The 25,176-nt window shown below is 38.8% G+C and carries 18 protein-coding genes; 8 read left to right on the plus strand and 10 right to left on the minus strand.

Annotated elements, in window-relative coordinates:
* Nucleotides 1-57 precede the first annotated feature (57 nt).
* From HMPREF2794_RS12870 to HMPREF2794_RS12880, 3 genes are all read right to left on the minus strand, one after another.
* A complete protein-coding gene (locus tag HMPREF2794_RS12870; protein ID WP_070751645.1) occupies nucleotides 58-2,154 on the minus strand; it encodes a BT4734/BF3469 family protein in 2,097 nt (698 codons plus the stop codon).
* A 674-nt stretch (nucleotides 2,155-2,828) separates the two neighbouring features.
* Entirely contained in the window at nucleotides 2,829-4,169 is a 1,341-nt protein-coding gene (locus HMPREF2794_RS12875; protein ID WP_070751646.1) for an HlyD family secretion protein, read from the minus strand.
* Nucleotides 4,123-6,348 (minus strand): peptidase domain-containing ABC transporter, encoded by a 2,226-nt coding sequence (locus HMPREF2794_RS12880; RefSeq protein ID WP_070751647.1) that lies wholly within the window; start codon nucleotides 6,346-6,348, stop codon nucleotides 4,123-4,125. Before HMPREF2794_RS12880 ends, HMPREF2794_RS12875 begins: the two co-directional genes overlap by 47 nt.
* A gap of 80 nt (nucleotides 6,349-6,428) precedes the next feature.
* On the opposite strand from HMPREF2794_RS12880, the gene HMPREF2794_RS12885 reads away from it, so the two are divergent.
* The 6 genes from HMPREF2794_RS12885 (at nucleotide 6,429) to HMPREF2794_RS12910 (ending at nucleotide 12,934) form a co-directional block, all read left to right on the plus strand.
* Nucleotides 6,429-6,974 carry a JAB-like toxin 1 domain-containing protein gene (locus HMPREF2794_RS12885; RefSeq protein ID WP_010536885.1) on the plus strand — a complete coding sequence of 182 codons (546 nt, stop codon included), beginning with the start codon at nucleotides 6,429-6,431 and terminating at the stop codon, nucleotides 6,972-6,974.
* Nucleotides 6,975-6,985: 11 nt separating this feature from the next.
* A complete protein-coding gene (locus HMPREF2794_RS12890; protein ID WP_010536884.1) occupies nucleotides 6,986-7,936 on the plus strand; it encodes a DUF5030 domain-containing protein in 951 nt (316 codons plus the stop codon).
* A 143-nt stretch (nucleotides 7,937-8,079) separates the two neighbouring features.
* Complete coding sequence (locus HMPREF2794_RS12895) at nucleotides 8,080-9,069, plus strand: hypothetical protein (RefSeq protein ID WP_010536883.1); 990 nt, start codon at nucleotides 8,080-8,082, stop codon at nucleotides 9,067-9,069.
* Nucleotides 9,066-10,292: a glycosyltransferase family 4 protein gene (locus HMPREF2794_RS12900; RefSeq protein WP_010536882.1), complete on the plus strand. Its 1,227-nt coding sequence runs from the start codon at nucleotides 9,066-9,068 to the stop codon at nucleotides 10,290-10,292. Before HMPREF2794_RS12895 ends, HMPREF2794_RS12900 begins: the two co-directional genes overlap by 4 nt.
* On the plus strand, nucleotides 10,285-11,118 hold the full coding sequence (locus HMPREF2794_RS12905) for a glycosyltransferase family 2 protein (protein WP_055270335.1): 834 nt from the start codon (nucleotides 10,285-10,287) through the stop codon (nucleotides 11,116-11,118). The genes HMPREF2794_RS12900 and HMPREF2794_RS12905 overlap by 8 nt, the downstream gene beginning before the upstream one ends.
* A gap of 49 nt (nucleotides 11,119-11,167) precedes the next feature.
* Nucleotides 11,168-12,934 carry a glycosyltransferase gene (locus tag HMPREF2794_RS12910; protein WP_055270332.1) on the plus strand — a complete coding sequence of 589 codons (1,767 nt, stop codon included), beginning with the start codon at nucleotides 11,168-11,170 and terminating at the stop codon, nucleotides 12,932-12,934.
* 57 nt (nucleotides 12,935-12,991) lie between these two features.
* Here the strand turns inward: HMPREF2794_RS12910 and HMPREF2794_RS12915 are convergent, their stop codons facing one another.
* Together HMPREF2794_RS12915 and HMPREF2794_RS29925 are read right to left on the minus strand one after the other, a co-directional pair.
* Nucleotides 12,992-14,206: a sulfotransferase family protein gene (locus HMPREF2794_RS12915; RefSeq protein WP_070751648.1), complete on the minus strand. Its 1,215-nt coding sequence runs from the start codon at nucleotides 14,204-14,206 to the stop codon at nucleotides 12,992-12,994.
* 73 nt (nucleotides 14,207-14,279) lie between these two features.
* Nucleotides 14,280-14,411, minus strand: a complete 132-nt coding sequence (locus HMPREF2794_RS29925) for a hypothetical protein (protein WP_109115922.1) — start codon at nucleotides 14,409-14,411, stop codon at nucleotides 14,280-14,282.
* Between the two features lie 251 nt (nucleotides 14,412-14,662).
* On the opposite strand from HMPREF2794_RS29925, the gene HMPREF2794_RS12920 reads away from it, so the two are divergent.
* Nucleotides 14,663-15,421, plus strand: a complete 759-nt coding sequence (locus HMPREF2794_RS12920) for a DUF5030 domain-containing protein (RefSeq protein ID WP_157998587.1) — start codon at nucleotides 14,663-14,665, stop codon at nucleotides 15,419-15,421.
* A 27-nt stretch (nucleotides 15,422-15,448) separates the two neighbouring features.
* Nucleotides 15,449-16,372, plus strand: a complete 924-nt coding sequence (locus tag HMPREF2794_RS12925; RefSeq protein WP_010536875.1) for a DUF5030 domain-containing protein — start codon at nucleotides 15,449-15,451, stop codon at nucleotides 16,370-16,372.
* A 77-nt stretch (nucleotides 16,373-16,449) separates the two neighbouring features.
* On the opposite strand, the gene HMPREF2794_RS12930 is transcribed toward HMPREF2794_RS12925, so the two are convergent.
* The 5 genes from HMPREF2794_RS12930 to HMPREF2794_RS12950 all read right to left on the minus strand — a co-directional run bounded on the left by HMPREF2794_RS12930 (nucleotide 16,450) and on the right by HMPREF2794_RS12950 (nucleotide 25,174).
* Entirely contained in the window at nucleotides 16,450-19,440 is a 2,991-nt protein-coding gene (locus HMPREF2794_RS12930) for a M60 family metallopeptidase (RefSeq protein WP_070751649.1), read from the minus strand.
* Between the two features lie 4 nt (nucleotides 19,441-19,444).
* Nucleotides 19,445-20,146 carry a tetratricopeptide repeat protein gene (locus HMPREF2794_RS12935; RefSeq protein ID WP_010536873.1) on the minus strand — a complete coding sequence of 234 codons (702 nt, stop codon included), beginning with the start codon at nucleotides 20,144-20,146 and terminating at the stop codon, nucleotides 19,445-19,447.
* A 121-nt stretch (nucleotides 20,147-20,267) separates the two neighbouring features.
* Complete coding sequence (locus HMPREF2794_RS12940) at nucleotides 20,268-22,085, minus strand: BACON domain-containing protein (protein ID WP_070751650.1); 1,818 nt, start codon at nucleotides 22,083-22,085, stop codon at nucleotides 20,268-20,270.
* Between the two features lie 13 nt (nucleotides 22,086-22,098).
* Nucleotides 22,099-23,094: a BT_3044 domain-containing protein gene (locus HMPREF2794_RS12945; protein ID WP_010536871.1), complete on the minus strand. Its 996-nt coding sequence runs from the start codon at nucleotides 23,092-23,094 to the stop codon at nucleotides 22,099-22,101.
* A 28-nt stretch (nucleotides 23,095-23,122) separates the two neighbouring features.
* Nucleotides 23,123-25,174 carry a RagB/SusD family nutrient uptake outer membrane protein gene (locus tag HMPREF2794_RS12950; RefSeq protein ID WP_070751651.1) on the minus strand — a complete coding sequence of 684 codons (2,052 nt, stop codon included), beginning with the start codon at nucleotides 25,172-25,174 and terminating at the stop codon, nucleotides 23,123-23,125.
* Between the last annotated feature and the right edge of the window lie 2 nt (nucleotides 25,175-25,176).

A 25,176-nucleotide genomic window follows, 5' to 3' on the forward strand; every position in this document is an offset into this window, starting at 1 on the left:
GAGATCCAGTGGTAGCAAAGTGAGAGCAAGCAGTTGCCCTCACTTTTTTAAAACCAGTTACTCTACTTTCGTCAAATGGTAAAGCATTCCCTTAGCAGACTTCCGGCAAGGAATATTCAGTTTCTGAAGCGTACGACCGAACACCGCTATCTTATTGATAGCCAACTTGTCACGTGTCTTTGTCTGCAAATAATTCAAAATTTGCATGGACGTCATCCACTCGCCTTCCTCCTTCTCTTCTGCCGGACGAAGATAACAATGAAACAACTGCTCCAACGGGCTTGCCTGCTCAAACTCACGGTTCGTCTGCTTCAAAATCTTTTCATCCTCATCATTCAGCCAGTAACGTTCGCCTTTATAAATAGCTTCCATCGCCTGGGCATAAAGCTGTTTGTAATTGATGGTAGTATTGGTTTTAATAGGAGCTGTCACCTCGATACAGATGAAACGACGGCTACCACTGGGATCGGCAAGCAAATCTTTCTGATTGCTGGTACCGATAAAGGAAGCATAACGGCGCATTTCACGGATAGTATTACCATGAGGCTTGCGTAAGTTGGCGACAGGCTTTTGCAACAAATGTTTCAGAAACCCCTGCTGACTGACATTGATCTGATCGAACTCATCAATGTTGATCAGAAAAAAACGTCCCAAATAACGCTCCGCTTCCTGCTTACTCTTAAAATCGATACTGTCTGTATAACCGAAACGCAATTCCGGCGGCAGGATAATCCGGCAAAATGTGGACTTGCGATACCCTTGCGGGCCGACAAGCAAAGGTGACGTACTGTTTCCATGCTGCCGGTCCACTCCTCTCCAATGCGCCACCATGCTCAGAAACCAACGGTAAAACAACTCCCTCCAATACGGATTCGTACAAAGAACCAGTCCGGCCAATGCACGAATACGGTCTTTCCCGTCCCAACGACCGACATCATAAAGATATTCTTCTACAGGATTGTACAACGGAACATATTCCGAATTCAGAAAACGGTCTACATCACGATCCCAGGCATTGATGCCCTCTTTCAAAGCACAGATAGAGATACTGTTGCGCACACGTTTGTCTACAGGCTTAAAGTAGAAGTGAATGGAATCACGCTGACGGTATTCCAGATCATCCAGCACGGTATTATAACGAAATTCATAACGACGGTTCATAAATTCTTCCATCAGAAAAGCCGTCTCCTGTTCCCTGCCTATGCTGCTTTTCTTGCCAAAACCCTTGCATTCCTGATAAAGATTATGAATCGTCGAACGTATGGTCCGTTCATCCTCTTCCCGATAATAATGAATGAGTGTCTGTCGGACTGCTTCTTCTTCGGGAATGCCGGACTTAAAGCACTGTTCGGTAAGATGTACAAGCAAAGGCTGCAAATCATCTCCACGTTTCCAGTTTTCCATTTCCTGAAACGCACGGTTCAATGCTGCCTCGTAAATCTTCGTGAAGGTTTTCGCAGACTCATATCCCGGTTGCAGCCGTGATAAGAGATTCTTCTCACCCTGTTTGCGCTGCCGGAAAGTTTCTTCACCGGGCATCGTGAGCGGTTGTTCCAGACAGAACGGCACTGCATCAGGATTATAATAAGGAGATTCATCCAGTGTCATGCGACACTTCTGTGTCAGCACAGGTTCTTTCAGGGCAATATCGTAAGGAAGTAATATCGGTTGGTAGCATTTCACCGCCAGCCAGTAGGCATGGGCATGAAATAATTCCGCTTCCGCTTCTTTTTCGGGCAGTCCTCTGTCATCCGGTAAGGCAAAACGTACCCATATCTTCACGCTGCGATCACTGGAACCGCAAAAAGCGGCAAAGGTCTGAGGCAAAAGTGCCGCCTGCCGCTTCACGAATTCCATTTCGGACAAGCCTGCCAGCCGCTTCACTTCCAACTGTACCAAGCCGTTATATTGTTTCATTTTTCGTTCGCCTTCTTTGGTGCGGGTATATTCTACAGCAGAATAGATATATGGCAATTTGTCTATATGTTCGTACTGACTGTACGTACCTTCCAGCATCGGTATAAGTTCTCGCAAAGCCGTAATGTGTCCCGATTTTGTTTCCGTTTTCATTTTGTTGAATAATGTACCTGCTTCACATATGCTCAGAGCTTCTTTTCCACTCCCGCTGTCTTGTCTGATTAAAGTTATTTTCATTCTATTTTTTTGTCTGTTTATCTACCAATATTGTTTATCGTTTAAGTCCTGTAAAGGTACGATAAAATATGACGAGGCACAAACTTTTCTCCGGATAAAATTGCCTGTTATCCTATATTATCCTTACAATAAAATACAACAAAAGTTCCAATAAGAGTTTCATACGCTTGAAACTATTGGTTTCATTACTTGAAACTTTTAGTTTCATTGCTTGGAAACTATAGTTTCACCGCATGAAACCAAAGGTTTCAAGCGTATGAAACTAACAAAAGCTCCTTTGATTGGAGTGAATGAACCACATGATTCGATTCATTCGACCATATCAGGTATTTCAATTACCCTGTTCTTTCAAGTAGCACTAAATCATTTATCAGTCAATAATACATGAATTATCAGCTATTAACAACTGATTTCTCAATTATTAATAACTGAGAAATCAATTGTTAATGGTTGACACGTCAGACATTAACACACTGTAAACCAAAAGATAACATTGAAGAAACAATAAAAAATACAATATAGTAAAGTGAGAGCAACAGCTTGCTCTCATACTTGCCACCACACTTGCTACCATAGCTAAAACCACGATGAATAAAGGGATACAGGCAGAAAGTGAGAGCATGGGAGCAAAATCTATGTTTAATTCACTTGGAGAGCAAATTTAAGTATGGAGTTTATTTAGTCCGGTATCTTAAATTATCAAACAGGCGCTCTATCAATCTTCTGTCTTTTACAATCATATCGGCAGTTCCTCCTAATTCATATTTAAAGTCCAAAACCTCCTCATAGTTAGTCGTGAGTCCATTGGGCAGTTCTACATTAATCAGATAAGTTTCAACAGTGCTTTTTTCTGTTTTTTGCGTTTGGGTGACCAGGGAGATGGAAGATACATATCCTTCGATATATCCGTACTCCATATAAGGATAGTTCTCCAGTTTAATAACGACTTTACTGTTTTGTTTTACTTTTCCGGCTCCGCTGGCCGGCAATAGTACCTGCCCATATATATGGTTCTCTTTCGGTATGATTCCAAATATAGATTCCCCTGCCTCAACGAATTGTCCGTCCGCAATAAACTTCAAGAATTCGACCCTTCCATCAAAAGGAGCCTTGAGCACATATTTCTGTTCCCATGCAGCAATGTTGGATCGAAGGCTTTGATAAGTAGACAAAAGTTCTACTTGCAGATTTCGTTCCTTTTCCTTCTGTTCAATCTTCAGCTGTTCCAGCTGATGGTATGCCTCTGTTATTTGCATTCGGGTCGAAGAAATTTCCCTGTTTATGTTCTGTACTTCTTGTACAGTGGTCAAATAATTATTCTTCACTTGATCAGTCTCATACTCATAAGTCGCTATTTGTTGCCGATCGAGTGAAGTATAGCGTTTAAGCCATTTTTGAGCGACGTCCATTCTGTCTTTTGCCGCTTTCCGTGCCTCCTCCGCTTCATCAACAATCTCTTTTTTCCATTGAATGCCTGCCGCAATATTATCCTTTTGTTTTTCATACACGTTCCGACTCATATAATCGCACCAGGCTTTTAGAGCGGCAAGAAAAGCATAGTACTGGGAATTAATTTCCCCCAAAGACATTTTATCGGGAAAGCTGTCTCTGAATGTTGGTAATTGCACATCCTCCATGCTGATTTTGCCCATTATATCCGCAATCTTCTGTACATCCTCTGTAGCAGCAGGGTTTTGCACGACAGCTATATACTCTCCCTTCTTCACTTCCTCCTGTGCTTTGTGCGAAAGAAGCAGCAAATTCCCCGTACTGTTGGCAACAAGTCTTATGGTCGGGTTCTGCGCATTAATTTTAATTTGCCCGGTCACCATGTCCGGGTATTTGATAATCCATCCGAACAATAGAAATAATGCTGCAAATACAATGACTGCCAATGCCACCCATTTTCCGAAAGCCATGGGCATCCGGTCAATAATCTCATCCAGTTCTTCACTTCTTCCGGATGGTTTAGTCTGCGCTTTCTTCTGTAGGGAAGGTGTTTGTTTCCGGCTCATATTGGCTTTGAATTAAATTATAATAATACTGTTTATTTGTCATCAGGCTTTGATGATTGCCTGTCTCTATGATTATTCCTGCTTTTAATACAATGATTTGATCTGCCCTGCGAATCGTGCTAAGCCGATGAGCTACCACAATGACAGTCCTGTTTTTGAAAACATTATTTAATGCCTTCACTATTTTTTGCTCATTAATGGTATCCAGTGCATTCGTCGCTTCGTCCAAAAACAGATAGTCCGGATCTTTATAGAGCGCCCTCGCTATCAACACCCGTTGCCGTTGTCCTCCACTTAAACCTCTGCCCATTTCTCCGATCATCGTCTGGTATCCCTGTGGCATGACTTCTATTTCATGACTGATATTGGCTACTTCAACTGCTTTCTGCAACGCATCATAATCAATATTGGCATCATCCAGTACAATGTTATTCTGTATGGTATCGTTAAATAACTTTCCATCCTGCATCACGCACCCACATTTGGCTCGCCAATTGCGCAGACTGATATTATTCACGTTCATATCTCCCATACAGATTTCTCCATAAGAGGGCATGTAAAGCCGTAACAGCAGTTTGAGTAAAGTGGATTTGCCGCATCCACTATCGCCAACGATAGCGGTCACTTTTCCTTTGGGAATCTGCAGCGTGATATTTTTCAAAACCAACGGAGCATTTCTCGAATATTGAAATGATACATTCTTCAAATATAAACTTTTGTCTAAAGGTAAACTGAGACTGTTGCTCACCACCGGCGAAGAATCGTCTTCATCTTTCAACTGATGAATTTCATTGATACGCATAAAACTGATTTTAGCATACTGGGCAGATTGCATAAAGCTGACCAACTGCGCCACAGGTCCATTCAGCATACCTATAATAAATTGTGTTGAAATCATGACCCCGAAAGTTATATCTCCATTGATTACAGCAATGGCACAGTAGAATGTAACGGCAATATTCATCATACTATTAATGAATTGCGCACCGAGTGACTGTGCATTATTGATTTTCAACACTTTCAGATTCAGCCGGTATATCCTTGCCTGAATAGCTTCCCATTTCCAGCGTTTAAGGTCTTCGTAATTGTTTATTTTAATTTCCTGAACATTTTCAATGGTCTCCACCCAATAGCTTTGGTTCTTGGCATTCAGTTCAAAATATTCCCAGTCGAGCTTTTTACGTATACTCAGAAAAGTGAAAATCCACGCCACATAGATTCCGCTGCCCGCTATGAATATAAAAAAGATCATAGAATTATAAATCAACAGTATAATGCTGAATACAACGAATGTAATGATGGAGAAGAACATCCCCAAAGAATTATTCATCACAAAACTGCGTATTCTTTCATGATCGCCTGCTCGTTGAAGGATATCACCGACCAGCTTATTTTCGAAGAAAGTCACCGGTAGCTTCATCAGTTTGATCAGATAGTCCGATATGAGAGAGATATTGACACGGGTAGAAACATGCAGCAATACCCAGTCTCTTAATACATTGGACAGTGTTATACTGAGTAAAAGAACAATATTGCCGATTAGCATCATATAGATGAAAGATATATCCTGAGTATATATACCTATATCTATTACAGACTTTGAGATAAACGGAAGTACGGCTTGCAGTCCGGTAGCTATCAGCATGATAGCGAACAATATGCCGAATGCTTTTTTATATGGTGTAAAATAGTTGAGAAGGTTTTCGAAACTTTTGAATCTTTCTATCCGTTCATGAGCTTCTATTTGCTTAAAGTTTGCCATAGGCTCCAATACCATCAGCATCCCGAATTCTTCCCCTTCCTTATACCATCTGTCTTTGAAATCCTCTTCCGGGTAGGAAAGCAAGCCTTTGGCAGGATCTGAAACATATATCTTCCCTTTTTTTGTTTTATACACAACAACGAAGTGGTGTTGGTCCCAATGTATGATACATGGCAGTGGAATCCTGTTAGTCAGATTCTCCATAGTCGCCTTTACAGCTACAGTTCTTAGTCCTATTTTTTCGGCAGCATAGCTAATATCCAAAAAGGAAACTCCTTCTCTGGTTATCCCGCATAAATCCCTCAAATATTGTAACGAATAGTATTTGCCGTAATATTTAGCTATCATTTTGATACATGCTGGGCCACAATCTTTTGCATCCATTTGGTACTCCCAGGGAAATTGTCTTGTTTGCATAAAAAAAGATTTATATTTCTTTGTAAAGATGGGAATTTATTTCTATATTTGGAGAATCACACAAATAAAATTTAATACTTATGAAGCAAAAATTAACAAGAGCACTTATTGATGAGATTCGGAAAGAGATGCCGGTATTGAGTCAAAATGAAGAAAAAGGAGTAATCGGAGGTACCTTATATGTAATTGGAGAGGATGGGCGTGTACTTTACTCAAACGAAACAAATTCAGATGAAGTTCTTGTATCAATGGGATCATGGGATGGGGCTCCAACAATGAAATTACCTCAAGGTACATCTTTTCAAATATCTTCTGGTCAATTGGTTATTGAAGGTACTAGTGAACAGAATCGAGAAATCTATAGTTTTTTAACTCAAAATACTTCTGTAGAATGGTCTATGTGCGTGGATAGTTCAACTTATCATTTTTTCGCAGGTACCAATCATCAAGAAAAAGAAGTGTCAATGGCGTATAGTGGATGTGATATAAAATATCATAACCATCAGAGTGAATATGCTAACTATCCAAGTGATGCAGACTATGAAACAAAGAGTAAATTACAAGAAATTGGATATAAAGAATTTTATATTTATCATGAGCCAACTGATACCTATATTCCATATTGAGAATAACAATTATGAAAAATAGAATTATATCACTTTTCGTATATTTATTACCCGGTTTGATCTATGCTCAAAATAATGCAGACGACAAATATGAGATTCTGTCTCTAACTGACATGTTTAGTCTTTTCAAGGATAGTAAAAATAGTGTTCCTCAAGATTATGACGAAATATATGTTCCCGGTTACTTCTATGAGCCTTCCTTTATGTATCCTTCACCTTTAAAGAAAGAATTTTGTTGTGTAGCTCAATGGAGAATCCCAAACAGAAACTGTAAGTATCTATTTTTAGAAGATATATTTCCGCAAAACAAAGATTCCTTAAAACAAGCTTCTCTTGAATTACAAAAAATAAAAGAGAAATATGGAATGAGAGAATCAGCTATGTATCAAGATGTGCCCGCAGGTTATAATGGTATAATTGCCAAATGGTTCACTGGTAGATTATTCGTTTTGCATTGCCCAAGAAAGCTATTTAATACAATTGTATCAAAGAAAGCTTCACTCATATCCATTCATAAAGGCAGGATATCTGACGAAAAACAAATAACTCCAGATGAGGGTAAGTTTGAATCTTCTTGTTTCCCACAAAAAGGAGGTATGATATTAATACGCGAAGACGGATGTTGGTATGATGACATTAAAAGGAATATAGATTTTTTAATCTCTCCTCTTATTAATGAAAATTTTCCTACAGAATTTAGCAAACATGTTGGGAAGGAATATTCATTTCTATTGGAAGTAGCCCCTAAAACAGGACAAATTATTCCACACCTCTTATTGCCGAAAGCATTATCTACCGACGAGAAAATGATTGTATCTTATTTAGAAAAACAAATAAGGAAGTTTCCTGAAAACAGTTTTGGCCCCCTGATAACCATTGACAAGAAAATGTTATATGGTCGATATTTAAAATTTATTGTAAAAGATGAAAAGTTTAAGATTGAAGACTACCTTGAATATTGATATTAAGTCAAGAAACAATACTAAGTCACTGATTTCGGACACTGCTTATTGAAATTGCCACAAAGAAGGACTACAACCATTCTGCCATAGTACAATTCAATATTGAAGATTTCCCTATTAAAGCGAGTTAATATAAACGAAGTATGAAAAATATTTTTTTGGTGAACTTTATATTATTACATGGATATTCATTAGACAACTCTAGTCTGATGTTTGGTAAAATGGGGTATTCTTTAATTCTTTTCGAATATTCTCACTATTTTAAGGATGCTTTAGCTGAAAAACATGCTTTTGAGTTATTGCAAGAGGTACTAGCTTCTCCTATGAAAAGCAATACATTTAATGAAGGAAAAATGGGAATAGCATGGTCACTTATTCATCTTATCGAAAAAGAATATATTGAAGCTGATTATCTGGAATTATATGGTCAAGAACATAAAGAAATAGTAGCATTCATAAAACAATTAAAAACAGATATGAACAATATTGTATCTAAAAGCGACGCTATATCTTTTTTAATAACTTCTAAATCATATATTCCAGAATCTGATATTGATGAAATAGTTCCCAATTTAATAGAGAACCTCTGTGATTATTTGAAACTAATTCCTAAAAGCTTGTTTGAACGTAACTTATTCTATTACCATGCTACGAAAGTGCTTTGTCAATATAATCTTTATGAAGAATTAAATATTCGAGGAGAAACATTAATTGACATAATAGTACAAACACATAGAAAATTAATCAGTGATAAATATGTTTGTACCAATATATCGTTTGGAGTCAATCTTTTGCAATATGGCTTGTACCATAAACGCAAAGATATCATAAAGTTGGCAAATACGATTACAAAATGCTACTTTTCAAATATGGTTTTGGAAACCCTAAACTTAAAAGAGGCAATTGACACGATTTACAATCTGAATAAATTGCAACTTCTTAATAAAAAAAGCGAATGGTCATCTTTAAAAGAAGAATTATCAAACTTACTGTTTAATAAAGAATCTTATTTATACAAAGGAAATCGACTGACATTAAATAGGCTAAAAGGAGGAATTCCTCAATTACTACTTATGAAATGTCTTAATTTTCAAGATATAAGATCCACCGGACACTATTTAATGCAACAATGACAGAAAAGAATATTGTAATCCTCAGAATAGAAACTGGAAATCCGTCCGGTGTTGTACGCTATATTCAAATGTTAACAGAAGGCATGAGGCATATAAACGGTATTAAAGTTCACATCATTTGTTTAAATACCAGTCTGATATTTCCAGAATTAGAAGTGATGGAGGATAGGATAATTGCTAATATCCCATATCCATCTAAATCCAAGCCTCTGAGAAATGAAATATATTGGCTTACTAAGTATTTTAACGTCATATCCGACCTAATATCCCCTTATTTAAAAGATAGGAAACAATTAATTTGGCATGTACAAGAATTATTACTATTTAAATTAGCCGATATTTTAAAATCGTCTTTGGGCGGATATACTTTGACCCATTTACATATCATTCCTTGGAAATTAAGCCTTGAATATAACGAAAGCCAGTTTAGAAAACAGTATTCTCAATGGTTGAATAATACATTCAATTTAATAAACGATAATCAACTAGAAAAGATTGCATATCCCTTATCTGATAGAATTATATGTGTCTCTTATTCCGCAATGAAACACATTGTTTCAGCATATGGTATTCATCCGGACAAAATATCTGTAATATATAATGGTATGGATAATACGGGGATTACCTTGCAGGAAAGAAAACATGGAATACCAGAGATTCTTTTCGTAGGTAGAATCAGCCGTGAAAAAGGAGTGATTTGCCTACTTAATGCGTTGAACAAAGTATTTAATAGAGGGTACTTTTGTAAACTGAAATTAGTTGGACAATGTACTGGTTATATGTCGACACATATTCATAAAGCGTACAAACAACTAAACATTGAAATATTGGGGGCTGTTTCTTTTAATGAACTGAAAGAATTATATTCAGCAAATACTATAGGAGTCATTCCTTCTTTGCATGAACAATGTAGCTATGTAGCTATTGAAATGTCAATGTTTGGTATACCAATGATTGTATCGGACGTAGACGCACTTTCCGAGATGTTTGAAGATGAAGTGAATGCTTTAAAAATTCCTTTAATATTTGATGAAGATTTTGGCTTAGAGCTAGATGAAGAAAAATTAGCGGATGCCATCATGCGTTTGATAGATGACGAAGCCTTAAGGTTAAAACTAAGCGCAAATGCAATCAAGAACTACCAAGAAAGATTCACACTGACAAAGATGATAGATAATACGATTAATGTATATGAACAATTAATAGAACAAGACAATGCCTGAAATAACAGTTTTAATGCCTGTCAGAAATGGCGAAAAATACATAAAGAATGCTATTGACAGTGTCTTGAATCAGACACTGACCGATTTTGAATTTCTTATTATAGATGACGGTTCAACAGACCGGACTGTGAAAATCATTCAGGACTATGCAGATGAAAGAATACATTTGGTCAAAAGAAAACATCAATTCATTCAAAACTTAAATGAAGGATTGCAGTTAGCTTCCGGCGCTTATATCGCACGCATGGACGCAGACGATATCATGCATACAGAACGATTAAGAATTCAATTAAAACGAATGAAAAAAAATCCGGATATCACAGTTTGTGGTACATGGGCTAAGATTTTCAGCGATAAGGGCAACGAAAGAAAAATTTCTCATCTTGGATATGGAATTATACATGAACCTGTATTGGAGTTACTAAAATATAACATGCTACTTCACCCTAGTGTGATGATTAAAAAAGAGTTTCTGCTTAATCACCATATTAAATATCAAAATTACCCCTGTGTGGAAGATTATAAATTGTGGTTTGATATAGCGAAAGCTGGAGGAATATTATTTGTAGAACCACAAGAACTATTAATGTTTAGAAGAAGTGATACGCAGGTCACCGTAACGAAGAAAGAGGAAATGTCTTTAGGTTCAATACGCTTGAGAAAGGAAATTCTTCTCTATCTTCTCTCTGTATATAATAATAAAACATTAAATAGCCTATTATCCGATTTTGAAAATTTAGAAAAGAATAAATGGATGTCTAATGAAGACATATTTCGTTTTTTTGTGAATCTATTTAATAGAATACAACGCGATACGATGGTTTAATCTTTCAATTGAAAATTAATAAATTATTTTAGATATAACTAGGACAATCATGAATATCGCTTTTTTATCTTCATTAAACCCTAATGATCAAAATAACTGGTCAGGTACTCTTTACTCTCTATACACTTCACTTCAAAAGAAACATAGGGTGATATGGGTAGGCGAAACTGTGTTTGCTGAGGTTTGGGAATTCCACAAAGCCAATTTCAAAAACAATGAAACATTCTTTCCTGAAAATTATGCGTTGCTTTTTGGTAAATCGTTTTCTGACCTATTGAAAAAGGAATGTTATGATGTAATTATATGCCGAGATTATTTTTTTTCCGCATATCTCGTTTCGGATGTACCACTTATTTATATTGGAGATACTACATTTCATCTGTTTAATCAATACATGAGCTGGCAGGACGAAAGTCTTGCCAAACTAGCCGAACAACTGGAATCACTCGCTATACAAAAGGCGGATAAAATTATTTATTGTTCGGAATGGGCAAAACAGAGCGCAATGCAGGATTACAATGCTGATGCCAAGAAAATAGAAGTGGTTGAATTTGGAGCGAATATCATAGAAAACATCCCGATTCCAGATAACGTATCGCCGATAAATGCACCATGTAACCTCTTATTTATCGGAAGAAATTGGAATATGAAAGGTGGAAACAAAGTACTTGAAATTTATCATAATCTAAAAGGAAGGGGATTTCAATGTACGCTCACTATTATAGGAAGTGAACCTCCAATGTCCTTACCAAATGATCCGAATATTGAAATATACCCTTTTATTGACAAAACAAACTCCAATGACAGGTTAAAATTTCATGAGATCCTGACACGATCGCATTTTCTGATTCTACCCACTCGTTTTGATTGCTTTGGAATAGCTTTCTGCGAAGCATGCGCCTATGGTATTCCATCGTTAGGTACTAATGTAGGAGGTGTATCACAAGTTATCAAAGAAGGAGAAAATGGATTTCTGTTCAACATCGACGCTTCTTCGCTGGAATATGCAGATAAAATTGAAGAGACATTTAATAACCATACAACATATTTCGAACTAATGAAAACAGCACGAAAGGATTTTGAAGAACGTTTAAACTGGGATATATGGCTCGATAAAAGTAATAAGATCATAGAACAGCTCGCATCCGAGCATCAACCGGATTTTTATCTACCGGTTTATGTTATCAATATGAAAGAAAGAGTGGAACGTAAGCAACATATAATTAAGGAGTTCGACAACAAGGAAGAATTCGAGTTAAATTGGGTAGAAGCATCGGTTCATCCTATCGGTGCAGTAGGATTGTGGAATAGTATGATCAAAATCATAAAAATGGCAAAAGAGAAAGGAGATGACATCATTGTCATTTGCGAAGACGACCATTATTTCACGGAAAATTATTCTCCCAAATTACTGTTCAAAGAAGTTACAGAAGCTTATATACAAGGAGCGGAAGTACTTACTGGTGGTATTGGAGGATTTGGACAAGCGATTCCTGAAGGATATCATCGCTATAAAGTAGACTGGTTTTGGTGCACGCAGTTCATTGTTGTTTATAATCGTTTTTTTGATAAGATGCTGGATTATTCATTTCAGGATACTGACACAGCCGATGGAGTTATATCCAAACTAGCCACAAACAAAATGGTTATCTTTCCTTTTATCTCAGAACAAAGGGACTTTGGGTACTCGGATGTTACTCAAAGTAATATGGAACAGCAGGGTAAAATAAGAGAGCATTTTGCAAGAGCGAATAAACGAATGGAGTTTGTCTCCCAAAGTAATATGCAGTCCAACATACCAAAAAATTATTTCTGAAGTCAAACACAGATAAGATTCGCAAAAATAGAAAATACTAACTCAAACTATAAATTATTACCAATCAAAGTTCCTCTTTATGAGTTTATAAAATTTCTCATTATATGGCTTGAAAAAAGCTTTAAGCTTATTACGAATATCACTAGGTAATTTTACATTATATTGTGAGACAAACTTATCATCTAAATTTATTGTATTCCAATCCACATAGGAAATATTTAGAAATTGTTCAATCTTTCTGAGTGTAGATATGCGATTGTTTTTTAATTCACGATGTTCAATAACTAAAATATTCTCCACAGGAAAAAACTGATAATAACGCTCTAATTGTTCATAATAAAATCCACGATGTAGAAAATCAGGAAAAAAATCTATTGGCGTATTCTCCTGATTTCTTATCTTTTCTATTTCCTGATTGACCCAATACGAAAAGGGAAAATTCTGAGTATCAAGTAGCTTCTTTAATAAAATATTCAATTGTTCTTTATCAGAGAAAAGTTCATATTCATGTAAAAGCTGGCTTTTCCTCCAATTTATCAACATGTTATATTGCGAATAAGCTCTATCAATGGGATTTCTAACAAGAAAAATAAATTTCAAATGAGGATTGTATTCAAAAAGTCTTTCAGGAACCTCATGCCAATAAGAATACCAAGTAGTAGATTCAAACAAAAGACTATCGGATAAAGAATAACGGAAAGGAGGATATTCCTTCCACATATATTCCATAAAAAATGGAAATCCTTTCGCATATTCAGTTGGGTAAAGAAAAAAACCGGGCTCTTTAAAAAATGATCCCCAACAAGAAGGATGATGATGAAGGTAGTCATGCAAAGCAGTACTTCCTCCCTTTTGAGTTCCAATTATCATAAAATCTATTTTTCTAAACCAATTCGTTATCTCGTCCAATAAAGGATACATTAGTTTGTACGGACGTAGCTGAGAACCAAAAGTTGTAGCGCATTTCCAATAGCACTGAGGAGAATAAGATAAATACAAGTCAAATATATTTCCCCATACTGGTTTAGTGTTGAATCTCCATTCTCGTTCTCTCGAATGTTTCCAAGCAACCCAAAACTGTCCTTCAGTTTTTTCTAATTCTTCCGATAATACATCAAGTAACGTAGGAAGGTGGAAAACAACGACAGCAGCCTTTCCAAGCAGTCTTTTATCTAGAGTAACCTCCCATCCTTTTGATTCGAAACCTGAAGATAAGTGAAAAGGCAAATATTCTGCATTATTATACAACAAAATTAACGAACTATTTTTCATACATCCCAATCACTATTCTCTACCACATTCTTCATAACCGCTAGTTTTTTATAACTACTGCAAAATTAACATTTTATTTATTGGAACAAATCAATTCTCCCACTTTTCTATCAAAAAACAAGACAACTAACCAGTTTGAATAGCATTTGCCGTAATATTTAGCTATCATTTCGAAACATACTGGTCCACAATCTTTTACATCCATTTGACACTTTCAGGAAAATTGTCATGTTTACATAAAAAAAGATTCATATTCTTTACAAAGATGCGAAATTTATTTCTATCTTTACAGAATCACACAACTTTAAATTAATACTCATGAAGCAGAAACAGACTTTTATATGGTTTATGTGCTATTGTTTTATAATCAGTAACACAACATTGGGTCAAACTAAAACCCTGCCAATCTCGAACATGATTTTGAATTTTAGTAAATCTGAAGTAAAAAATACACCTATGCAATCCATAGATGGCTTTGAAGTAGACGCAGTTGTAGTTAATAAAGATCTTTTTCCATTTTCAGAACCAAAAATAAATTTAGAATATGACAAAATAAAATGGAGTTTATTGTATACCCCTTCTTCCAGCGATCCTTTAAGACGTACCCTCACTTTAATGCAGATCGAAGGCGAAAATGGAATTAGTCTTATAGATGAATTAGCCGATAAATATGGAAAAAACAGCAATGGAGTTCCTGCTGTCTGGTATTCGGGAAAGATTGATGTTTTATTATGCCCGTTAAATATGTTTGGAGAAATTGTATCTAGAGAAAAAGCTGTATTAACTATTTCTAAGGGTATTGTTATCTCACAAGAAAATGTACCTATAAAAAAAGGAAGCATAGAAAAAAAGTCACAGAAAGCAATGATGTTAGATGGTTGCTGGCATGATAGTATGCGATATAATGATTTGGGGGCATTAGAAAAGTTTGTAAACCAAGATGCTGTAAAATCATCGATAAAAGCATTTGCGTTATCTATTTTAATTGTAACCGATAACCAAGGTAAAGAATCAGGATATATTTTAGCCCCTCAAAAAACAGAAAAACAAGAAGAGAAAATATTGGTTAATAATCTTCTAAAGCGTATTAATCAGCTACCTCCTTGGAGTTTTGGATGGTTGGAAACAATAAATGGTTCAATTTTTCAAGGACGATATTTGAAAGCAGACTATTCGCAAAATACGGGCTGGAGATTTAATGATTATTTTCATTAAAACGACTCTGTCATAAAAAATAAAGTTATGAAAAAGTTTCTTTTGCTAAGTATCTTATGTTATACTTATACCGTTTATGCCCAACATTATATTCCAGTAAAAAAGATGATATCTAACTATAAAGAGCAAAAAGCTATCGATGCTTTGAAGAATTATGATATTGTTTATAACATTGAAGAATCTCCCGAAGCAGGAGTATTTATGGAAAAATCTCTATTACCATCCGATTTACCAAGACCTAAAGATATTCGTGCAGAATGGCGTTTTGAATATTCTTCAGGACAAAAGGCTATGTTATACTTAAAGAAAATATATTCATCAAAAGAAGGAAAGTCGAATGAAGCATTGATCTATAAGAATAAGTTGGCTGAAAAATATGGAAAAGACGATTTAGGGATTCCTGCAATATGGTATTCGGGGAAGATAACAGCCTTATCGTGTCCCAAAGACTTATTTGGAGAAATTGTGACGAAGAATGTAGCTGAGTTTGACATAGAAAAGGGACAGGTTATATCACAAAACTTTCTAAATATTGCAAAAAACGGAACGATGGAAGGTCCTCGCTGTCCTCGTCCTACTATCAAGTATTCGCCTATTGCCAGTACAGATGGTTGCTGGTATAGTAATCTTCAATATAAACTGGATTTATTAGAAGAGTTCGTTAATGATAATTTGAAAAAGCATAAAACATCAACCACAAAATTTGGCGTAGATATCTTGTTGGTGACGAATAAAAAAGGGAAAACGACCGGATATTTATTATCACCCAATGAGATCATGAATAAAGAGAATCAAGCTCTGACCGAACAATTAATAAAACAGATCAGCAAGTTGCCTCGTTGGAGTTTTGGATGGTTACAAACGATAAACGGTTCTATTTTCCAAGGACGGTATGTAAAAGCAAACTATTCATCGGATACAGGATGGAAGCTAGAGGATTATCTTCATTAGAACAAAGAGTAACTTCTACTCAAAAGTAAAAGCTACTCTTCATTCCGTATAAGATTGGGGATATTCAGTAAATTTCCCTATTTATTTGCTTTAATACGTTGCCCGTCCGCCTGAACAGCGTACAGTTCCGCTCCTTCAATGTCTGCTCCGGCAGGTACGGTAAATACAAACCGATTGGCAAACCATACTTTTTTGCCACCCTTGATTAATTCGAAAGCAACCGCCTGTTCGCCATTAGTCACTGTGTACGTTCTTCCGAAAACAGAATAACTTACAGTCTTAGTGATTTTTACATTGTTCTGGAATGTTTCGAAATACCCTACATCTCCCCCATCTTCGGATATACCTTTTTGGTTGCCTCCGGCTCCTGCCTGATATCTCCGGTCTTCAATATATTCAATAGGCGGACACTTGGTAGGGAATGTTTTCATATAAGCCAGCGTCTGATTAATCATATCCTGTGTTACGGTATATGAAAAGCTTCCGTAAGCATACAACTTGAAACTGACCGGAATAAAGAATCCCCAAGCATCAAAGAATTCGGTCATATCCATATTGGCAGCTTTTGCTACGTTGCGCGCATACATCAGCTGTGCTGCTCCCGGATCATTGAAAGGTAACCAGAATTCAGGAGTACGTCCTTGTTCAAATATCTTGCGGATGGTGTTCGGTTTCTTACCGATACGTTCGAAATAGGTCCACAATTGTTGGTTGAGGCGCATGTGCATTTCGGAAGCTTCTCCCTGATACAGTCCGTATTTGTTGGCATCATCGGCTGTCATATCCTGAGGAGTAAATGCCAGCGTGTTCGGATCTCGCGGATGCATGAATCTGCTCCAAGGGGTCGGAGGCGCATATCGGTAAGCAGCCAATGTTCCGATAGAACTTCCACGTGAGCCCCACTGATTTATCTTGTATACCACATAATTAGAAAAGAGATTATTACTTGATTCCGTAGTGCTAGGCCAATTGATAGCCCCCTGATGCATGTGCCCGAGTTCATGTCCCGGTCCCCATTCATTATCTTGATTCTTGTCCATATCGCGCGGATCGAAATTATTTTTGAAGCCCCATCCGTCTTTTGTACTTACATCACCGGCTGCCATATTAATGTAATAATTGGTAGCATAAAGTCCGTCAGTGAAAGTCGTGACATGCATCAATGAATTGAATTCTCCCGTTTTTGAATAGGTATCGATAGCAGCCAGTTCCTGTTCCCAGTCTATCAGGTTATCCCATCGTTCCATTCCTCTTACTACCCCATACTGTTTGAAGTTGTCCTGATTTTGCAATAAGTCTTTCAATGCTGTAAACAGAATCTTCCTGCCTTTCAGAACAAACACACATTTATCAGCCCCATCCAAAGTAACAGATTTTGCCTTCCGGATATATTCACGGAACTGGTCATCGGTTTTATCTACTGTCAGATCCCATACATTGAAGCCTACACGTGCGTGTTCCGCTGTCTCCACATACTGAGGCGGAAAGTGTATTTTCACTGCCGGCATGCCACGGGGATCAAGTTTCTGGTAGATAACAAACAGATTTCCTGCACGTGAGAAAGAAAACTTGTTGATTCCATTTTTCAGAAACCGTTCCTCACCGTCAGGTCCCAGATCAGAGCAACATCTCAGTGAAATGGATTCACCTTGCGGAATACCGTCCACCAAAACGACCATCTCTTCTCCCACATTCGTTATGATACCGGTAGGGTTGCAGAGAGGTGAGTAGTAATTGGTTCTCAATTTATCTCCCCAATATTCGGGCACGCTATATGCTTGATAAGACTGTATCCTGAATCTCTTTTCTGCTTCGGGATAAGTATTGCCCTGCAAAGACCTTGCCAGCACATTGAAGAATGCCGGAAGTCGGTTGATGACTTCGTCGGAAGCGTCCGGGCGGAGTTCACTGCATGAAAGGTCGGTGAATACAGTTGTCAGTTGTTCATCAAGCGGATTTTCCATAGCATGGAAAAATTCCATCTCGTCACAACTAACGAAATCATTCAATCCACTCTTAACTACAAATTTAACAGCTGCGGGTACAACCGGATCGTTCAATAATATCCTGTGACTGCCTCCTGCTCCTTTAAAATCATAATCTTGTATATGAACAAAATCCGCACTTCCTTGAGGCTTGATGTAAAGTTCGAATGCTCCGAAATTACCGTTACCATTTCGGCTGTGATACAGGATATAGTCTAGCGAAAGCTGATTCTGGTCGAATTGATATTCAAGAGTAACGGGGAATTTAGCAGCTTGACTCCATGTGGAGTGATAACAGGTTCCGCCGAACTGACCGTCATAAGACTTCGATATATCCTGTCCCGGCTGATGGTCAGTGTCGTATCCGCCGGTAACTTTCAATTGTACATCTTTCTCCGGATTCACCTCCGAAATATCACTCGATTTCTTTTGTTGTTTGATTTCCGACTGGTCATAAATGTTTGTATTTTCTTTGGATACAAACTTGATCGTAGCATTCCTTTCTGTAGCCAGAGGATTGGAAGCTATGGAGAATATTCGTGTACTGGATGCCAGATCGGCTCTTGTATCAGATACTTCTTTCTCGATAATCCAGTCTTTGGCTTCCTCCGGAATAACTACTTCATAGTCAGTATTGGAAAGCAAGTTGACTTCCTGATGATCTTTTCCTGCCCCCGCCACCTGAATGACACGGCTCTCTTCAGCCACTTCAATGATCAGGTCACCGCCTGTCTGCACAACTCTGAGTTTAGCAGTCAGTGCATTATTGGTGATAGTAATATTTCCTTCTCTGACTCCTTTTTCGGGACTGGATGTTGCCGAAACCGTCAGTTCTGTATCCGATGCTGTCCTTGCCGTCAGCCATTCTTTTCCCTCGGTTACCGATGCATTCCACTCCCGGTTCGATTTGACAGGTACGGCTACTTCCCCACCCTCTTTCTTGAATCCGATGGATTTCTGGACTTGCAGTACCGGTTCTCCCTGTAACTCCTTATCATCACTCTTGCAGGCATATAGAGCAGTGACTCCCACCAGCAAAATAAGAGAGATACATAACGTATGTTTCATTTTATCCAATAACATAGTATTATATTTTTTGTTGTTTTTCCATTTCGTAGACCAGACTATCCAGATCGAAATCAATATTATATTCATTCTCTATCTGAATCTTTTTGATTTGCTTCACCAGTGAGTGTGGCTTCAGTCTGCGGATCATCTCTATTTCCAGGAGTCTGTCCGGAAAACGTTTGCGAATAGCATCGATATCTTTCATATAGAGGCTGTCCGCTCCCAGATAAAGTGCATTGGCTGATTCCTCAAGAATAAATGCACCCAAACTGTCGGGATATTGTTCGAGCACTGCCTGTAGAATTTCCATACTTTTTTCAAAACTTTGATGTGCCTCAGCATTCATATCTCTGGCTGCCTGAAACAATCCCAACTGAAACATATATTCTCCTGTTATCGCTTTTTTCTCCATAGCAAGTAGCTGTATACATAATGCAGAATCCAGTTCACCCATTTCAGCCAGCAACTTAGCTTTGGTACCATAATAATCGGGATTAAGACTATCAATCGACAGTGCCCGGTCTAAAAGGCTGATGCACTTCCGGGTGGAATCGACATCATAAGATGATTGTAAAATAGCTACCGCCTTTTGATAAAAACTGTCAGCACTGAGATTTACAGGATGAGGACGAATGTCCGGTTTCTGCTGTGAATGACAACCGATAGCTATGCAGATTACCAGCAAAACAGATAGTATGATACTCAGTTTCTTTGTTTTCATGTATATGATTCTAAATAGTCGGATAATATAAATAAAAAAAATGAACTGGCAAGGAGTTTTATAAGAAAATGTGCCTAAATTTCAATCTTATTCACTCCTCGCCAGTCTTTCACTTAGTTTGTCAGATGCCTAGTTCTTTTCTGGCCCAAGCCTCATCGTGATCATTTATCTTATAAAGATAGATACCAGCCATGTTCCACCAACCGTTACCTCCACTTGGATCTATCGGATCGACATCACGACGAGCTTCCGGGGTAAAGCGAATGTACTTATATGGTTTGCCAACTTTTATATTTTCATTAGGTTCAACGTGTTGTCCTCTGCTGCCGGGTAATGTATAAGTTTCTTTGCCCATCAGCGTCCAGGTATTGCCATTGTCGCTTCCCCAGATACCTACACGTTTTACGTCCCCGGCACCATTACCATTATTTCGGCCATCATACTCAAAACGCAAGGACTGCAATGGCAATTCCGACATATTGATTTGCAGATAATGAGGCTGCTTATTGGGTGATGTTCCGCTCCATATTGTATGATAATAGGTATTTATATTATCATCGACCAAAGCTGCAAGTGATCCTTCGGACGGTTCGGTCGCATTGGCAGAGAACATATCGACTGTAAGAGCAATGCGTGCCTTGATAACAGACTCTTCGGAAGTTCCTCTTACAGTTGCAGGCTGTTCCGTCTCCATACCTGTAGGACCGTATGTTTTGATGGTAAACTCATATTCACCGCCACATTTGAATGTGTTTTCTACAATGAATAAGGTAGTAGTATTATCAGCAATTTCCAGTTCTTTATCTTCTTTCGTTACAGGATCATGATAGATGACTTTCATCTTTGTAAAATTCACATTTACAGGCATTTCCCATTTCAACTTAATAAATCCCGCTCCCGGAGTAGCTGTTGGATTTTTCACGCCTTCAGGAGGAACCGGAACAAATTTCTCTTGCGTAACAGTGACAGTGAACTCATTAGGCTCTATCGGATCAGTGCTTCTGAATGTGATATGTCCTACTCGTTCTTCCTCTATAGTATTAGGCTGGATGATGAAACTTTCGGAAGCATCGCGCATACCTCTCGTGGCAGGCAAAGGCGTAATCCATTCGCGGGCAGAAGCCTCCACTTCATAAGTATACGCATCTGCAGGCCCATTTACTTTGAATGGAATCGTGATCGTTTCTCCGGTAGCTTTCACCTGATATTCCTTCTTTGATTCGTCAATGTCAACAATATATCCTCTCGGCTGCTGCTTGATAATGAGTGTACCGACACAATTATAGTTTTGTGATGACTGCAGAGTGACTGTACAATATCGCACAATGGTATCGGTATTCTGGTTCAGAGTAAATGTCAGGTTCTTCTTGACTGTGTTCTCTGCTCTTTCCGCTTGCTGTGATTTCTTTGCCTTCGGCTGCTCCGGTTCGTTAAAACGTACCCAATCACAGGTATCCGGCACGGTAATAACATCCAGATTCAGATTGGTACTTACCGGAATAGTCAGAGAAGTCACTTTAGAATCCACTACTTTCATTCCATCAGCCGTCAATCCTTCCACTTCTATCACCGGTTCCAGACCGAACTGTTTGACATTAATGGAATAGCTCTGATGACCGTAAGCTATCGTGATTTCCGCTATGCGCTGTTTATAATCCTCATTCTCGCCGGCAGATACCGTGACTTTACCTTCTTGTTTTTGTAGCTTGCACCAGCCGGCATTCGAACTTGCCGTCCAGTTATCGAGCGCCACGTTGGTCTCCACTTCTATCTCATGTTCACCGCCGGCAAGGGGAAAAACGACAGCCGCCTGACTCTCGCTGGGGACGGTCAAAGTCAGCACATTGAACTCTGTTTCATAATCGGGACCGCAGGAAGAAAGAGCGATAAATGTCCCCAAGACTCCTGCCAGTCCGATAGTTAGTATATTTTTTTTCATATCATTAGATGCATTACAAGTTTTCTACTCTTGGATTGAATTGGTATCTCAGTTTAGCATTTACCTCCCTGTATCGGTCGGTAGACTGCAAACGGTATTTGTAATGGAGACGGAACTCCTTATAATAAGTGGCACGTCCGTCGGGTGTCCGGATGACATTCAGCAAATACGTATTGTCATACTCTCCGATGGGAGTCAATTGCATTACGTCGATATCCTTATATGGCAGGATAGTGAGCTCTTTTGCCAGCGGATTCTCGGGTAACTGTTCTCCCATTTCCAGAATAATGCTTCCTTTATTGATGATATCCAGTGCAGTGGTATAGTCACTGAAACTTTCATCGCCTGCCATCAGACGTACGGAATTCTCTGAAATAGGAAATACACGATTGGAATTCGTCGGACGACGGACTTCACTGGTTCCATCCGTATTCGGAATGATAATGGTACTACTCGTATAATTGTAATATGTTGCCGTTTGTGTGGATGCATAATAATTTTCCTTATGAATGCGAAGCAGCACGTGTCGCTTCTTCGGATTACAGTCCGGTGTCTTCAGCGAATCAATCTTATATTCGAGAAAATAAATGGAGTCGGGTGAAATCTTATCCAGATTTTTCAGATACACCGGAAACATCGCTTTGGAAGAGCCGGCAGGAATAGTCATTTCCATAGTCGGAAACTCATAACATTCTTCCGGCAAATACTTCGCGAAGCGTGCTTTATTGATATCGAAATTAGATTTGTTGTAAGCTCTCAACAATGTATCGGAGTTTTGCAGTGCTACTGCAAACGATTCATCGGAAGCCTGCGAACCACTTAATGAAGCCACCACGAAAAGGGTATCTCCTCCCTGCTGCAACTCGGCTACCTGGCGATCGTACACCAGGCTCGAATTACTGAGCAAATTTACTTCTTTGCGGAATTGTTCCTGAGCGAAATCATAGTTATCGCAACCACTTATTACAACCAAAGCAGAGCAAAGAATTATAGTTACTATCTTCTTCATATTTTCTTTCTGTTATTCTTGTTTTTCATTATCTGTCCCATCCCGGATTCTGATCCATTGCGGGAACTTTCAGTAATTCATCATGGCGAATCGGCATAAATACCATTTTGGGCAGTGCAACACGGTCACGGATATTCTGCTGATCGATCGTCACAATATTCCAGAATCCCGGATTGCCACTGACATCGGTACGATCTTTTTGTACATCCAGTCCCCGCCAATTGGACATATTTGCATCATCTGTGAGGAAAGTACCCCATCTGCGGGTATCGAAATAGCGGTAGCCTTCGTTGAAGAGTTCTACTTGCCGTTCGTTACGGATAATCTGTTCAAATCTGTTCGCGTCGTTCATATCACTCAAAGCCGGACCGGGCAACCCGACACGATAGCGGATCATATTGAAGTATTTAGCCATTTCCTGAACATCACGGCTGACAGTAACTTCGACATCCGTACCTGTCATATCAGGGGTGGTAACGGTTACTGTACCCGTTACGTTGTTCAGTGCCTCCACATATTCCAGCAAAACTTCCGCATAACGGATGATGGCAAACGGTTTGGGACTGGTTATGAATGAACCTTTCACATTCCCTTTTCCACCAGCCCATGAATCATCCGGATGAATATACTTGACAGGAGTATAACCGCTGATATTATAATCGTTGACATTGCTCCCCGCACCAGCCAGTCCGGCTTTCGAATCATCGTGCGAATACCAGAACTGCTGATTGATATAGCTTGCATCAGAAGAAGCTGAATTCATAGTCCACTGGCGTCCGGGAAATCCGATGGAAGCATAAAAACGTGCAGAACGATTGTCATACATCTTCGGTACATCTCCCCTCAACTGGTAGCTCCCCAATACTTTATTAGTGCCAATTGTCTGGCTCAAATCCGCCACATACGGATAGTCCGCCGATGCATTGTGTATGTCTCTACCGTCCATCATCAGGAAGCAATCAACCACTCTCTGGGGTACGGACATACCGCCCCAGCCTCCGAAACCTACCGGGAACGAGTGCTTCGTGTAGTCACGCACATTGACGGATGACATTGCCCAAATAAACTCTTTGTTAGTGGATATAATACCTTCACCGTTGAACATATCAATAAAAGAGTGGAAAGGATCAATACCACCTGCACCATCGGGGAATGGAGCTGTAGGAACATTATCTGCCAATGGATATGGATGCTGGTTGTCCGGCATCACCGTAAACAGCGAATAGTAATCCATATCAATCACCTGTTTTGCAGCAGCGGCTGCTATCGCCCAGCGGTCGGGATCGTAAGTCTGGTTTACGTAATCGGCACCGTCGCTTTTACGTTGCCAGTTGCTGAAACATTGACGGGCAGCATCACCGCCATTAAACAACGGAGAAGCCTGGAACAGGCGCAAACGGGCTATCAGTGCCAAAGCCGCTCCTTTCGTAGGACGATCAGAATAACTGATACTCTGTTCGGTCGGTCCGTAAATGCCTTGCGTAGCAAGTTTGAATTCATTGCATATATAATCCACAGATTCGTCGTATGTAGACCGTTCCCTGTTATAGTATTCCGCCGATTCGGAAGTGCTCAGCACTTCATCCCCCACAATCAGCAGCGGACCGTAGTTCATCAGTAAATGGTAGTAGGCATAACCGCGCATAAAGTGTACATATCCGATATAGCGTCTTCTGTCAGCTTCCGTCATATCGGGCACTTTGCCGACATTTTCCAACATCCGGTTGCATCTTGTCACTACTACATACATAGTATACCACAAATCCCGCGGCAGGTTTCTGCTGTTAATTTTACCGATACTGAACTGCGCTCCCCAGAATTCGCTAGTTTGCCATCTGACGGTTATCTCGTCCGAAGCAGTTTCTCCCGGATTCCATGAGTTTCCCCAAATGGCACCAGCATCTGGAAAACGGGTCGGGGTATTCCAAAGATATCCTTCGGCATTCTTCATGCTATGGAAAATGGAATCTTCCTTGAATGTAGCCTGGAAATAGCTGTCTACATCCAGAAAGTTGCAGGAGCTGAACAGTAAAGAACTGCCAATGACCGCTCCCAAAAGTATTTTAATTCGATTTTTCATGA

The sequence above is a fragment of the Bacteroides sp. HMSC067B03 genome (assembly GCF_001811315.1).
Classification (GTDB): Bacteria; Bacteroidota; Bacteroidia; order Bacteroidales; family Bacteroidaceae; genus Bacteroides; species Bacteroides faecis.